The 13916-nt window shown below is 63.4% G+C and carries 13 protein-coding genes; 5 read left to right on the top strand and 8 right to left on the bottom strand.

What is annotated here, in order from left to right; translation table 11 throughout:
* Window positions 1-21: 21 nt before the first annotated feature.
* Together PHI64_RS07175 and PHI64_RS07170 are read right to left on the bottom strand one after the other, a co-directional pair.
* The gene (locus PHI64_RS07175; protein ID WP_299880800.1) at window positions 22-2058 is read right to left on the bottom strand and encodes a methyl-accepting chemotaxis protein; all 2037 of its coding nucleotides are present in this window, start codon (window positions 2056-2058) and stop codon (window positions 22-24) included.
* 100 nt (window positions 2059-2158) lie between these two features.
* Complete coding sequence (locus tag PHI64_RS07170; RefSeq protein WP_299880795.1) at window positions 2159-2797, bottom strand: histidine phosphatase family protein; 639 nt, start codon at window positions 2795-2797, stop codon at window positions 2159-2161.
* A 246-nt stretch (window positions 2798-3043) separates the two neighbouring features.
* On the opposite strand from PHI64_RS07170, the gene PHI64_RS07165 reads away from it, so the two are divergent.
* From PHI64_RS07165 to PHI64_RS07150, 4 genes are all read left to right on the top strand, one after another.
* On the top strand, window positions 3044-3634 hold the full coding sequence (locus PHI64_RS07165; protein ID WP_299880792.1) for a TRAP transporter small permease subunit: 591 nt from the start codon (window positions 3044-3046) through the stop codon (window positions 3632-3634).
* Window positions 3635-5164, top strand: coding sequence for a TRAP transporter large permease subunit (locus PHI64_RS07160; RefSeq protein WP_299880789.1), 1530 nt, complete (start codon window positions 3635-3637; stop codon window positions 5162-5164). It begins immediately after the preceding gene.
* A 116-nt stretch (window positions 5165-5280) separates the two neighbouring features.
* Complete coding sequence (locus PHI64_RS07155; RefSeq protein WP_299880786.1) at window positions 5281-6327, top strand: YjgN family protein; 1047 nt, start codon at window positions 5281-5283, stop codon at window positions 6325-6327.
* Between the two features lie 3 nt (window positions 6328-6330).
* Entirely contained in the window at window positions 6331-7374 is a 1044-nt protein-coding gene (locus tag PHI64_RS07150; RefSeq protein ID WP_299880784.1) for a M48 family metallopeptidase, read from the top strand.
* A gap of 14 nt (window positions 7375-7388) precedes the next feature.
* Here the strand turns inward: PHI64_RS07150 and PHI64_RS07145 are convergent, their stop codons facing one another.
* From PHI64_RS07145 to PHI64_RS07120, 6 genes are all read right to left on the bottom strand, one after another.
* Window positions 7389-8345, bottom strand: a complete 957-nt coding sequence (locus PHI64_RS07145; RefSeq protein ID WP_299880781.1) for a GGDEF domain-containing protein — start codon at window positions 8343-8345, stop codon at window positions 7389-7391.
* 297 nt (window positions 8346-8642) lie between these two features.
* Window positions 8643-9920 (bottom strand): dihydroorotase, encoded by a 1278-nt coding sequence (locus tag PHI64_RS07140; protein ID WP_299880778.1) that lies wholly within the window; start codon window positions 9918-9920, stop codon window positions 8643-8645.
* A 20-nt stretch (window positions 9921-9940) separates the two neighbouring features.
* A complete protein-coding gene (locus PHI64_RS07135) occupies window positions 9941-10903 on the bottom strand; it encodes an aspartate carbamoyltransferase catalytic subunit (RefSeq protein ID WP_299880774.1) in 963 nt (320 codons plus the stop codon).
* Entirely contained in the window at window positions 10896-11396 is a 501-nt protein-coding gene (gene pyrR / locus PHI64_RS07130; protein ID WP_299880771.1) for a bifunctional pyr operon transcriptional regulator/uracil phosphoribosyltransferase PyrR, read from the bottom strand. Before pyrR ends, PHI64_RS07135 begins: the two co-directional genes overlap by 8 nt.
* A complete protein-coding gene (ruvX, locus tag PHI64_RS07125; RefSeq protein WP_299880768.1) occupies window positions 11383-11811 on the bottom strand; it encodes a Holliday junction resolvase RuvX in 429 nt (142 codons plus the stop codon). The genes pyrR and ruvX overlap by 14 nt, the downstream gene beginning before the upstream one ends.
* Entirely contained in the window at window positions 11812-12378 is a 567-nt protein-coding gene (locus PHI64_RS07120; protein ID WP_299880765.1) for a YqgE/AlgH family protein, read from the bottom strand.
* Window positions 12379-12470: 92 nt separating this feature from the next.
* On the opposite strand from PHI64_RS07120, the gene PHI64_RS07115 reads away from it, so the two are divergent.
* Window positions 12471-13916, top strand: a complete 1446-nt coding sequence (locus PHI64_RS07115; protein ID WP_299880912.1) for a deoxyribodipyrimidine photo-lyase — start codon at window positions 12471-12473, stop codon at window positions 13914-13916.

The raw sequence follows: 13916 nt of genomic DNA, 5'->3' as shown, positions 1-13916 counted from the left end.
GGGGCCGTCCGAGGGAGGGGTTCAGACCCGGAAGTGGCTGACCTTGGCCTCCAGGTCCGCTGCCAGATTTTCGAGCAGGGCTGTCTGCTCGTGGGTGTGGCGGGTGATCTGGTTGTTCTGCTCCGCCATCTGGGCGATCCGCTCGACACCGCGTGCGACCTCCTGGCTGGCGGCGCTCTGTTCTCGGGTGGCATCGGCGATGTCATTGACGGTGCTGGTGGTGCGGCTGCTTTCCTTACGGATTGTGTCGAGCATGGCGCCGGAGTCGGTGGCGAGCTGGACTCCTTGATGGACGTCACCGGTGACGCCTTTGATCATCGCCACGACCCGGTCGGCTTCACCCTGGACCTCCGATACTGTGGCTGAGATCTCTCTGGTGGAGCTGGCGGTGCGCTCGGCCAGCTTGCGAACTTCGTCGGCCACCACCGCAAATCCTCGGCCGCTCTCGCCTGCCCGGGCCGCCTCGATGGCGGCGTTGAGGGCGAGCAGGTTGGTCTGGTCAGCGATCTCGTTGATGATCTTGCCAATATTCGAGATGCGCGCAGAGCGTTCGGACAGCAGGTTCACCGCTTCGCCGGCCTTGTTGATCTCGTCGGCGATGCGGTCCATGCCACCGATCATGTTTCGCACCTTCAGGCCGCCATCGTCGGCGTGGACCTGGGCCTGTTGGGTGATGTCCCTGGCCATGGCGGCGCTGTCCGAGACATGGGTGATGCTGACCGACAGCTCTTCGATGGCAGATGCCAGCCCGGCCGCCGCTTCGCTCTGGGAGGCGGTGCCATTGACCACTTGATCGGAGCCCAGCCGTACGGTGCGTGCTGAATCCTTGACCGTATTGGCGGTGTGGATCACGTCACCGATCAGGCTGCCGATCTTGCGGGTTGTGCTGTCCAGGGAGCGGGTGATCTGGTCCAGTTCGTTGGCGCTGTCGGTGGCGGTTTCGGGGAAGTGCACGCTCAGGTCGCCATCACCGATTCGGCGGGTCGCATCGAGCAGGCCCTTGATGGGCGACAGACGGTTGCGGGTGATGAGATAAAGCACCAGGGCGAGCAGCAGCGCGCCGCCGATGCACAGGGCGACGAGGTTGTTGCGAAGCTGGCGGGCTTCCACGGTGAATTCGTCGATGAAGCTGCCGGTGGCGACGATCCAGCCCCAGGAGGGGGAGCTGTTGAAGACGACCATCTTCTGTGCCGTTTCGCTGCTGTCCGGGCGGGTCCAGGCATAGGTCATGAGGCCCTGCTTACGCCGCACCTGCTCGGCCACGATCTCGCTCAGGCGGGGGTTGCCGATTTCGCTCAGGGTCTTTCCGGCAAAGCTGGGGTGGTGGATGAGCTCGGTTTTGGCCACATCGTCCTGGGGTGCAAGAACATAGGCGTAGCCGGTGGCTCCGGACTTTATCTCGCCCAAGGCGCTGAAGAGGCGTTCCATGTCGCCCTGGATGTCCACCCGGGCTGCCAGGGCGCCGATCACCTTGCCGTCCTCATCGAGCACTGGTTCGAGGGCAGAGATGTAGTACTTGCCCGAGCGCCTGACCACACCTGCGTAGCGCTTGCCGCTCAGAATGGCCCGGGTTTCGGGGGCATTTGCGGGGATGGGGGTGCCCTCGGTGCTTTTTCCGTCCTTGGTCTTGAGCAAGGTCGCGCCGCGCACGAACTCGTCGCCGACCCGGATCAGTAGCGCAGGGTCCGCGTCGATCTGGCGTTTGATGCTCTCCAGCAGGGCGGTGTTGCCGTTGAGAATGCGCTCGCCGCTGCGCACCACAGGCACCTGGTAGCTCCCGGAGGCCATCGTGTCAGGCCCGAAGCGGAGCTTGCCCGTGCTGTCCTTCATGCGAGCCAGGCCCTTGTTGGCCTGGGAGACGGCGTTGCCGTGGTTGAGCTCCAGCATCCGTACGATGCCCTGAATCTGATTGTTGAGTTCTTCCTCGGTCTTCGCCAGGGCGGCTCGCTCGGCGAAGTAGGTGGTGAAGAGGATAAGCCCGGAAAAAATCAGGATGCTGACCGCGGTGGCCGCGAGAGCAATCTGATGGACGAGGGACAGACGGTTGAGCTTGAACATGGAGGACTCCGACCGGGTTTGCCAGCATGGCAGCTGGATGCCCGCTGGAAACGGCCGGAGTCGGTATAACTTTAGGAGGGCTTAGCGCTTGCGGCCCGAGTCAGGCGTTGGGCAACTCGTCCAGTGTGCTGTTCAGGTGCGTTTGCTCGGCCCAGGCGATCAGTCGCCAGTTGGCACCGTCCCAGTCGATCCAGTTCAGAGCGGCGTTAGGAATGGTGAAATCGCGCGGTGTTTCAAGGGGGGAGCCCGTTGCCAGGCGGTGGGCCACATCGAGGACGCCGCCATGGGTAACCACTAGTACCGTGCTGTCCCGGTGTCGTGTCGCAATGTCCTGGAGGGCTTCGTGGATGCGGGCAGCAAATTGCCGCAGGCTCTCACCGCCGCCCGGGAAGACGAATTCGGGGTCGCGGCGTTCGAAGTGATGGTAAGCGTCGGGAAAGCGCGCCCGGGCTTCGTCATACGTGAGAGCCTGGAAGGCACCGTAGTGTCGCTCGCGCAGGCGGGCATCAATGACTGCTTGCAGGTTGCCGTGGGCGGTGATCGCGTCGGCGGTCTGGCGGGCGCGCAGCAAGTCAGAGGCGTAGGCTGCGGCGAACTGCCTGCCGGCCAGGCTGGCTGCGGTGGCCTTGGCCTGGGCCAGACCAGTGTCATTGAGGGGGATGTCGGTATGGCCCTGGAGGCGCCGTTCGGCATTCCAGGCTGTTTCGCCGTGACGGACCAGACAGATGCGGGTGCTCATGATTGGCTGCGGTAAGAAATAATGGAAAAGAGAGGCGACGGAAGTATCGCATGGCCCGCCGGGGTGTCGAAAACGGTCTGCCAGAGGGCTGGAATCCGCTCCAGTACTGGTTTTGGGGCCTGTTTGCGCTACGGTAGGCGTAATCCCTGATTGTTGCGGGATCTATCTCGCCGATAATTCCAGCCCAGTAAACTGGGTTTTCAAAGCCCCGATCAGAAGATCTTCACATTAAAGGAGGTGCGGGACGTGCAGGCCCTGCTCAAATTATCACGCGCTATCGACGCGCTTTCCACAGGGGTCGGCAAGGCGGCAATCTGGCTCGTCTTGGTCGTGACCATCATCAGCGCCGTCAACGCCTTCGTGCGTTATGCCTTCAATTACAGTTCCAATGGTTTGCTTGAGATCCAGTGGTATCTGTTTTCGGCCATTTTCCTGCTATGTGCTGGTTATACCCTGATGCGCAATGAACACGTGCGCATCGATGTGATCTCAGGTCACTTCTCGCCCCGGGTACATGCCTGGATCGACATCATCGGCACGCTCTTCTTCCTGGCCCCGATGGCGGTGGCGGTGCTTTACCTTTCGTGGCCGACCTTCATCAATGCCTACCTCAAGAACGAGTATTCCTCAAATGCGGGTGGGTTGATCATCTGGCCGGTGCGGGCCCTCGTCCCCCTGGGGTTCTCGCTGTTGATCCTGCAAGGCGTATCCGAGCTCATCAAGCGCTTTGCCTTCCTCAAGGGGCTTATCCCCGATCCCAACGCCAAGCCGAAGACGCCTTCTGCCGAAGAAGAACTGGCCGAGGCCATCAAGCAGCAACGCGGGGAGGCCGTCTAAATGGAGTTCATCGCTGCCAACATGGCGCCCCTGATGTTCGGGTCGCTGGTTCTGTTCATGCTGTTCGGCTACCCAGTGGCGTTTGCCCTGGCCGCCAACGGCATCGTCTTCGGCCTGATCGGCATCGAGCTGGGCATGCTCACCCCGGCCCTGTTTCAGGCCCTGCCTGACCGCATCTTCGGTGTCATGTCCAATGACACCCTGCTGGCCATTCCCTTCTTCACCTTCATGGGCCTGATCCTTGAGCGCTCAGGCATGGCGGAGGATCTCCTCGACACCATCGGCCAGCTCTTTGGGCCGGTGCGCGGAGGCCTGGCCTTCGCTGTGATCTTCGTCGGTGCCATCCTCGCGGCGACCACCGGTGTGGTGGCAGCCTCGGTGATCTCCATGGGCTTGATCTCCCTGCCGATCATGATGCGCTATGGCTATGATCAGCGGCTTGCCTCCGGGGTGATCGCGGCTTCGGGCACCCTGGCGCAGATCATTCCGCCATCCTTGGTGCTGATCATCATGGCCGACCAGCTGGGGCGTTCCGTCGGTGACATGTACCAGGGCGCGCTGATCCCCGGTCTGGTACTGACCGCTTTTTACTTTGTCTACGTGGCCTTGATCGCCATCTTCAGGCCGGGGGCCGCGCCGGCCCTGCCGCCCGAGGCCCGGACTTTGCGTGGTGCTAAGCTGCTGCTGCGGGTGCTGACCTCCCTGGTCCCGCCGCTGATGCTGATCTTTCTGGTGCTTGGAACTATCTTTCTGGGCATTGCCACGCCGACCGAAGGTGGTGCCATGGGAGCCTTCGGCGCACTGGTGATGGCCGTGATGCGCAAGCGCCTGAGCATCCCCCTGCTCAAGCAAGCCATGGAAAGCACGGCCAAACTGACCACTTTCGTCATCTTCATCCTGATCGGCGCCCGAGTATTCTCCCTCACCTTCTACGGCGTTGAAGGCCACTTGTGGGTCGAGCATCTGCTGGATGATCTGCCCGGTGGCCAGGTCGGTTTCCTGATCGTCGTCAATATCCTGATCTTCCTGCTGGCCTTCTTCCTCGACTTCTTCGAGTTGGCCTTCATCGTGGTGCCGCTGCTGGCTCCGGTGGCGGAGAAGCTGGGTATCGACCTGATCTGGTTCGGCGTGCTGCTGGGGGTCAACATGCAGACTTCCTTCATGCACCCGCCCTTCGGCTTCGCCCTGTTTTATCTGCGCTCGGTGGCGCCGCCCTCGATCAAGACCACCCAGATCTACTGGGGGGCGGTGCCCTTCGTGGTCATCCAGATCATCATGGTCGCCGTGCTGATCGCCTTCCCGCAGCTTGTCACCATGGGTCTCGATGATCAGATCAAGGTGGATACGGACCAGGTGGAGATCGTCGTTCCGGACGGCGCCAGTCAGGACGATTCGCCGGTCCAGTTCGACAATGAGACTCCTCCGGATGCGGTACCGGCCGAAGGTGAAGGGAAGGATGCAGGCGGCGCGAACGCCGAGGACGATGCCGCCAAGGCGCTTGAAAGGGCCTTGCAGAGCGACAAGAAGTAGCTGCCAGATGTGGTGATGTGCGAGAGCCCGGGGTGCACACCCCGGGTTTTTTCATTCAGGGGCAGGATGTTGCAGCGTGAGCAAATACAATGCGCATATTGCTCACCTTTTTCTGAATGATGGATAAACACACCACCACGCTACCCGTCACCTTCACCGGGCAAGGGCGGGATTATTTCGGTATATGGGCGGTGAATCTGCTGCTCACCGTGCTGACCCTTGGAATCTACTCTGCCTGGGCCAAGGTCCGGCGGATGCACTTCTTCTATCGGCATACCCGGCTGGCCGGAGCGGCCTTCGATTACCACGGTGAGCCGCTATCGATCCTCAAGGGCCGGACGCTGGCCTTCCTGATGTTCATGGGCCACCAGCTCTCGGCCGAGGCCGAGCCCCTGCTCGCCGTGCTGGTCCTCGTGATCCTGCTGGCGGTAATGCCCTGGCTGCTGCACCGTTCCCTGTGTTTCCGGATGCACAACAGCAGTTTCCGGGGCCTGCGCTTTGTTTTTCGGGGCAGCGTGAAGCAGGCCTACGTGGTGTTCCTGGGGCTGCCCTTGCTGATCGTCGTGTCTCTCGGTTTGGCCTTTCCCCTGTGGATTCACGCTCTGAAGGTGTATCAGTACGGCAGCAGCGGCTTCGGGCGCAGCGAGTTTCAGTGTGCCCTGTCTCGGGGAGAGATCTATCGTGTTTATCTTGCCGCCGGTATCGTGACGGTCGTTGGTGCTGGCGTGATCATCCTCTTGCTTGGCCTCGGTGTTGCAGAGGGTTTGTCCCTGGATGAGGAAGCCAGGCGCCAGGCGCTGACGATAGTGGGAAGCGCGGCCCTGTTCGTCGTCTTTGCGATGATGTTGTGCGTGGCGCCCTTTGTGGCTGCGCGGGTGCAGAACGCCGTTTGGGGGGGGCTGAGTCTCGGGCCGCACCGGTTTGTCAGTGCAGTGTCTGGCCGCCGGCTGGCCTTCATCACGCTCACCAACCTGCTGGGGGTCGTTTTCAGCCTTGGCCTGTATCGCCCCTTTGCGGAGCTGCGATTGATGAAATACCGTCTGGAGAGCATTTCGATGCTGCCGGACGGCAATCTTGACGACTTTATGGCACGTACGGAAGCTGATCTTGCCGCGCTCGGTGAAGAAGCTGCGGAGATGTTCGACGTGGATGTGGGCCTGTAAGCCATGACTTCGCCCGACCAGGGGGTGGATGCGCTTTACTTCGATGGACGCTCGTCCCGTGCGCGTGCGGTAAAGCTGTCGCTCGCCGATGGCGAGTTGGTGTTGCGCGGTGAAGACGTCGAGCGGCACGTGGCGCTGGCGGTGCTGCGTCTCTCCGAGCCCCTTGGCCGTGCGCCTCGCTTGATCACTTTTCCGGATGGTGCCCACTGCGAGCTGCCCGACGACGACGTGTTCCGGGGCTTGCTACTAGAGAGTGGTCAGCGGAATGCCGCAGTGGTGCGCTGGCAGTTTTCGCGGACGGCGGTGCTGGTGTCCCTCCTCGTGCTGGTCGCCGGCCTTTGGGCAGTCCACGAATGGCTGTTGCCGCAGCTTGCCCGGCGGCTGGCGGAGGGGGTTCCAGAGGCGCTGACGGAGCGGCTCAGCGATGAAACCCTGGAGATGCTGGACGTCAATGTCTTCAGTCCGAGCAGTCTGCCTGCTGCCCGCCAGCAGGCCCTGACGAAACGTGTGTTGGCCCTGGCACAGCCCGACGCGCCAGCGGTACGTCCGCAGCTTGCTTTCCGCAGAGGCGGGCGTATGGGAGCTAATGCGCTGGCTCTCCCGTCGGGCCTGATTGTGGTGACGGATGAACTGGTGATGCTGGCTCGCAACGACGAAGAGATCCTCGGCGTGCTGGCCCACGAGCTTGGTCATGTCAGCCGGCGTCACGGCCTGCGTTTGGCCATCGAGAGCTCTGCGATCGGCTTATTTGCCGCCTGGTACATCGGCGATGTCAGCGCCCTGATGGCGGGGGTTCCGGCAGCCTTGTCCCAAGCGCGTTATTCCCGTCGCTTCGAGCGGGAGGCCGATACGTTTGCCGCCCGGCTGATGGGGGCCAACGGGATTTCCCCCGCCGCTCTCGCCAACATTCTGGAGCGGATGGAGATGCCGGCCAGCGTGGGGCAGGAGGGAGGCTCGGAGGCAGCCAAGCCACGTCGGACACCATCCGACTACTTCTCCACCCATCCCCTCACGGAAGAGCGTATCCGTTACCTGCGGGGGCTCTGAGTTGGCGCGCGCTCTCAGGAAGCCTGGCAGAGCCGGTTGCGGCCACGGGCCTTGGCCTCATAGAGGGCCTTGTCGCTACGGGTGATCAGATCGCCCGCCGACTCTCCAGGGTGGCGGCTGGCGAGGCCGATGGAGGCGGTGATATAAGCCAGGCGTTCGCCGCTGCGGCTGTCCTTGAGTACCAGGCGCTCAATGGAAAGGCGCAGGGTTTCGGCCAGTTCGGCGGCCTGGGCAAGGGTGCCGCCGCAGAAAATGAGGGCGAACTCCTCGCCGCCGTAGCGGTACACCGACACGCCCACCCGGGCCACGTTGTTGAGCTGGGCGCCGACCAGGCTCAATACACGGTCGCCCACGGGGTGGCCGAAGCGGTCGTTGAACTCTTTGAAATGGTCGATATCGAGCATCGCCAGGTGGATGAGGGGCGCCCGCTCGCCTTGCCCCAAGAACTGTCCGAGCTCGGTGTCGAAGGCCCGGCGGTTATAGACCCCGGTCAGTTCGTCATGCATGGCGTTCTGGCGCAGGGCTTCCATCTCGCTGCGCAGACGCCGGATCTCTGCGTTGGCTGCGCTCAGGCGCTGCTCGAAACGGGAGGTGCTCTCCTGCATCGCGGTGGAGCCCTGCAGGAGCTTTTCGACTGTGCCGAACACGTCGTCGATGGTGGCGCTTACAGAGGTCGGCCCTCGCAGGTCGCGGCTGCATTCGTCGAGCAGAGAGTTGAAGGATTGGGTGCCGGCGATGGTGGCGTTCAGGTCCTTGCCGATGCCCTGGACCATTTTCTCCAGGTCATCCTTCATCCGTCCAAGGGCTGTCTCGTGGGCGCCCGTCGGGGAAATGTGCGCCTTGAAGAGGTCTTCTGCCGTGCTGACGGGAATGGTGCCGTAGGCCGCGACGATGTCGTCTATCCGCTGGTTCAGGCTCGGGTCTTCGTTGGCGACGTAGGTGTACCAGAGAGCGTAATTGAGGGGTGTCACGGGGATTCCGTGCTTCACCATGATAGGGACAGCCTTGCGTAAACGCTCGGCAGCCTGTTCGACAGAACCGCTGATCACAAATCCTCTCCCTGAATCGCCAAGCTGCAGATGTCATCCCCAGTGGGCTGACCTGATCATCGTGTCGGCCAGCGACGTGTGCCGAGTGGGTGTTATCGGCATATGCCGATGAAAATTCGGCGGACTTTGTTAAATTGTTGTGTCGAAGAGAGAAGCGCAAACGGCGCCATGGGGCGCCGCTTGTGCCGGGTGCGGAAGAAGACCTTCCGGGGGACGAAGTCAGACTTCGTACATCACCGTGCCTTCGACCAGCGTGCAGCGCACCCGCCCAGGCAACTCCAGGCCCAGGAAAGGCGTGTTCTTGCCCTGGCTCTTGAGCATGCTGCGGGTGATCTGCTGGTGACAGTTCGGATCGAAGATGCAGATGTCGGCACGGGCTCCAACAGAAAGGTGCCCCCCCTTGGCAATGCCGGCAATTTTTGCCGCTTCCGACGTGACCCGGGCAAGGGCATCAATCAACGGCAGCTGGTGTTCGTTGGCCCACTTGAGGGTCAGGGGCAAGAGTAGTTCCAGACCGGTGGTGCCGGGCTCCGATTCACTGAATGGGGCCTGCTTGGCGTCGTCATCCACCGGGGTGTGATCGGAGCAGATGGCGTTGATGCGCCCATCGGCCAGGGCCTTCGATAGGGCGATACGGTCACGCTGGCTGCGCAGCGGCGGGATGACGTGACAGTGGGGGTTGAAGTAGCCGATGTCCATGTCGCACAGGTGCAGATGGTGGGCGGCTACATCACAGCTCACGTCCACGCCGTCCTTGCGGGCTTGTTCGATCAGATCGAGGCTCTCGGCACAGGACACGCGGGTGATGTGCAGGCGGGCGCCGGTCTGGCGGGCAAGGCGCAGATAGGTGTACAGGGCGATGATCTCGGCGCTGGCCGGGAGGCCCGGCAGACCGAGGCGGGACGCGACCTCTCCGTCGTGGGCCACGCCGCCCCGGGCGAGGTAGGGGTCGATGGGTTGCAGCCAGATGCGGAACCCGAAGGTGGCGGCGTAGAGCATCGCGCGGGACAGCACCCGGGTGTCGAGGATGGGCGTGTTGGCCTGGCTGAAGGCCACGCAGCCGGCTTCCACCAGCTCGGCCATCTCGGAGAGCTGTTCGCCCTTGAGGCCGATGGTCAGCGCGCCGACCGGGTAGACGTGGGCCCGGTTGAGCTTCTTGGCACGGTAGCACAGCATCTCGACCAGGCCGGGTTCGTCCAGCACCGGGTCGGTGTCGGGGGGGATGGCCAGACTGGTGATGCCACCGGCCATGGCGGCGTCCATTTCGGATTCGAGGGTGGCCTTGTACTCAAAGCCGGGCTCACGGAGCCGGGCGGCGAGGTCGATCAGGCCGGGGGCGACGACGAGGCCGCTGGCGTCGATCATTCTGTTGGCGCTGAAGCCGGCGGGCGCGCTGCCAACGCCGACGATCTTGCCGTCGGCGATGAAAAGGTCGTGCTGGGCGTCGATCTTGTTGGCCGGGTCGATGAGTCGGCCGTTCTGGATATGGATGTTCATCGTCAGAAACCTGTGTGTGCTCAGTGGCTGCCGCCCAGCATGCTCATCACGGCCATGCGGACCGCGATACCGAAGGTGACCTGGGGCAGGATCACGGCCTGGCCGCCGTCGGCCACGGCGGAGTCGATCTCGACGCCCCGGTTCATGGGGCCCGGGTGCATCACTATGGCGTCGGGCTTGGCCAGGGCCAGCTTTTCAGCGGTGAGGCCCCACACCTTGAAGAACTCCTGGGGGCTGGGGAGCAGGGCGCCGTTCATGCGTTCGTTCTGAAGGCGCAGCATCATCACCACGTCCACGCCCTTCAGGCCTTCCTCCATGGTGGCGCAGTAACGCACGCCCATTTTTTCCACATCAGTGGGGAGCAGGGTGCGGGGGCCGATCACGCGTACTTCAGGCACACCCAGCGTGGTCAGCGCGGCGATCTGGGAGCGCGCCACGCGGGAGTGGAGTACGTCGCCAACGATGGCCACGGTGAGGTTGTGGAACTCTTTTTTGTAATGCCGGATGGTGTACATGTCCAGCAGCCCCTGGGTGGGGTGAGCATGACGTCCGTCGCCGGCATTGACCACGTGGATGTGGTCACGGCCGGTGTTTTCCAGGTGCTGGGCGATCAGGTGCGGGGCGCCGCTGGATTCGTGGCGCACCACGAACATGTCGGCGTGCATGGCACACAGGTTGTCCACGGTGTCGAGCAGGGTCTCGCCCTTCTTGGTGGAGGAGGTGGCCACGTTGAGGTTGATCACGTCGGCCGACAGGCGCTTGGCGGCGATCTCGAAGGTGGTGCGGGTGCGGGTGCTGTTCTCGAAGAACAGGTTGAACACGCTCTTGCCACGCAAGAGAGGCAGCTTCTTGACCTCGCGCTCGGCAACTTCGGTGAAGGGCGCGGCGGTGTCGAGGATCTGGTTGATGATGGCACGGGGCAGGCCGTCGAGGGTCAGCAGGTGCTGCAGCTCGCCGTGCTTGTTGAGTTGGGGATTACGCATGGATCAGCCTCATGGTGAGGGCGCCGGTGGCGTCACGCTCAAGTTGGAGGTTTTGCCCGGCTGGGAGGGGTGCGGGCAGGGTGAGGGCACAGAAACTGGGGGCGATGGGCAGCTCGCGGCCGCCCCGGTCGATGAGCACTGCCAGGTCGACCCGGGAGGGGCGGCCGTAGTCGAAGAGCTCGTTGAGGGCGGCACGGGTGGTGCGGCCGGTGTACAGCACGTCATCGACGATGACGATGTGGGCATCTTCCACGTCGAAGGGGATCCTGGAGCCCTGGGGCTGGGGGTGCAGGCCCTTGGCGGCGTAGTCGTCCCGGTAGAAGCTGACGTCGATGCTGCCAAGGGGTTGGGACAGGCCCAGCAGCGCATGCAGGCGCTCAGCCAGCCATACCCCGCCAGTGTGGATGCCGACCAGGCAGGTGTCGGCGGTGACCCGGGGGCGCATCGTCTCGGCGAGGGTGGCGATGAGATGTTCGGCTTCAGGGAGTTGCATGGCGGGCACTTTCAAAGTACTGGAGCAGGATGATCTGGGCGGCGGCCGAGTCGAGTCGGGGCTTTTGCTTGCGCCAGCCTTGGTGGCCGGCCTCACTGAGGCGTTCTTCCGCTTCGGCCGATGACAGCCGCTCGTCCACCAGCGTGACCGGCAGCCCGTAGCGGCCGTGGAGCTGGTTGGCGAAGCGGCGGCAACGCACGGTCATGGCGTGTTCGCTACCGTCCAGGTGGGTGGGCAGGCCCACTACCAGGGCGGTCGGCTTCCATTCAGCAAGGAGCGCCTCGATGGCCGCGAAGCGTGCTGCATTGGCTTCTTCGGATATCACCACAAGGGGGTGCGCGTGGCCTGTTTCCGTTTCACCCACGGCCACGCCGATGCGGGCCAGGCCGAAGTCGAAGCCGAGGACGGTTCCCACTCAGGCGTGTCCGGCCACGTCGGAGAGCTTGGCGAAATCAATGCCAAGGAGCTGCATGGCGGCGGCCAGGCGTTCTTCGGACGGCAGGTCGAAAACGATGGACAGGTCGGCCGGCACGGTGAGCCAGGCGTTCTGGGCCAGTTCGTGCTCAAGCTGGCCGGCAGACCAGCCGGCATAGCCGAGAGCCACCAGCACCTCGCCGGGCTCGCCTTCGGTGGCCAGGGACTGGAGCACATCGCGAGAGCTGGTCAAGCCGACGGTGTCACTGACCTTGAGGGTCGAGTGCCAGCTGCCCGCCGGGCGGTGCAGCACGAAGCCCCGGTCGGACTGAACCGGGCCACCGAAATACACGGGCAGATCCGCAAACTCGTGGTGCTCCAGAGGCATGTCGATGCGCTCGAACAGGCTTGCCAGGCGCATGTCGGTGGGGCGATTGACGATCACCCCCATGGCGCCGTTCTCGTTGTGTTCGGCAATGTAGGTGAGGGTGCGCGAAAAGTTCGGATCAGCCATGGCAGGCATGGCGATCAGGAAATGATCGGTAAGGTTGATGGTCGTCGTAATCACGGGTGCTATTTTAAGCCGAGGTGCCCGATTGTAGCGGCAACTTTTGGGGCATGCTTGCGTCCATTGCTTCCCTGCCGATTGACCTGCCGCCCATGTCTGCTGCCCTTGTCTGGTTTCGTCGCGACCTGCGCGACTTTGATCATGCCGCGCTGTATCACGCCCTCAAAAATTACCAGCGGGTATTTTGTGCCTTTGTTTTCGATCGGGAAATTCTCGATGCCCTGCCGAGTCGCTGCGACCGGCGGGTGGAGTTCATTCTTGGCTGCGTGGCCGAGCTGGACTCCGCTCTGCGGGCCCGAGGCGGCGGCCTCATCGTGCGCCATGCCGGGGCGCGGGACGCCATTCCTGCTCTGGCCCAGCACCTTGGTGTAGAGGTAGTGTTGGCCAACCGGGACTACGAGCCTGCTGCCATTGCCCGGGACGGTGATGTGGCCGAGCGTCTGCGCCTGCTGGGAATCAGCTTTGCCGACTTCAAGGATCAGGTGATCTTTGAGAAGGCCGAGGTGTTGACCCAGGGTGGCGCGCCGTTCTCGGTGTTCACTCCTTACAAGCGCGCCTGGCTCAAGACGCTGACCGACTTTCATCTCAAGGCCTACCCGGTAGACAAGTATGCTGCCCGACTGGCGCCCCTCCCGGAGGGAGAGTGCCTGCCGGATCTGGCCAGGCTGGGTTTCGAGGCGACCAACCTGGGCGAGCTGGGCATCGTTCCGGGCATGGCCGGTGGGCGCCGGCTGTTCGAGGATTTCCTCAAACGCATCGGGCGCTACAAGGCCCGGCGGGACTTTCCGGCGGTGAAGGGGGTGTCCTACCTGTCGGTGCACCTGCGTTTCGGTACCGTGTCGATCCGTGAGCTGGCCCGGGCAGCCCGGGATGCTGGCGGCGAAGGGGCGGACACCTGGCTGTCGGAACTGGTGTGGCGGGATTTCTATTTCCAGATCCTGTGGCATCACCCCCGGGTGGTGGGGGCGAGCTTTCGGCCCGAGTACGACCGGGTGGCCTGGGACGCCGATCCTGCGCTGTTTGCCGCCTGGTGCGAGGGGCGCACGGGTTACCCCATCGTGGATGCGGCGATGCGCCAGATCAACCATAGCGGCTACATGCACAACCGTCTGCGCATGATTGTGGCGTCCTTCCTGACCAAGGATCTGGGCATCGACTGGCGGGCCGGTGAGGCTTATTTCGCCGAGCATCTGAATGACTTCGATCTGGCAGCCAACAATGGCGGCTGGCAGTGGGCGGCCTCCACGGGCTGTGATGCGCAACCCTACTTCCGCATCTTCAATCCGGTGACCCAGTCAGAAAAATTCGATCCTGACGGCAGCTTCATCCGGCGCTATCTGCCGGAGCTGGCGCGGGTACCCGACAAGTACATCCACGCCCCGTGGACCCTGCCGCCCATCGACCAGAAGCTCGCCGGCTGCGTGATCGGCACCGACTATCCCGCACCGGTTGTTGATCACGCCAAGGCGCGGGAGCGCACCCTGGCCCGGTTTGGCGTGGTCAAGGGGGCCGCGGCGGAGTCGGCCGAGGAGGCCTGA

Source organism: Zoogloea sp., from assembly GCF_028689785.1.
In the GTDB taxonomy this organism is placed as follows: Bacteria; Pseudomonadota; Gammaproteobacteria; order Burkholderiales; family Rhodocyclaceae; genus Zoogloea.
Note: the sequence above shows the minus strand (reverse complement) of the source record. Positions and strands in the feature narration are given on the sequence as shown.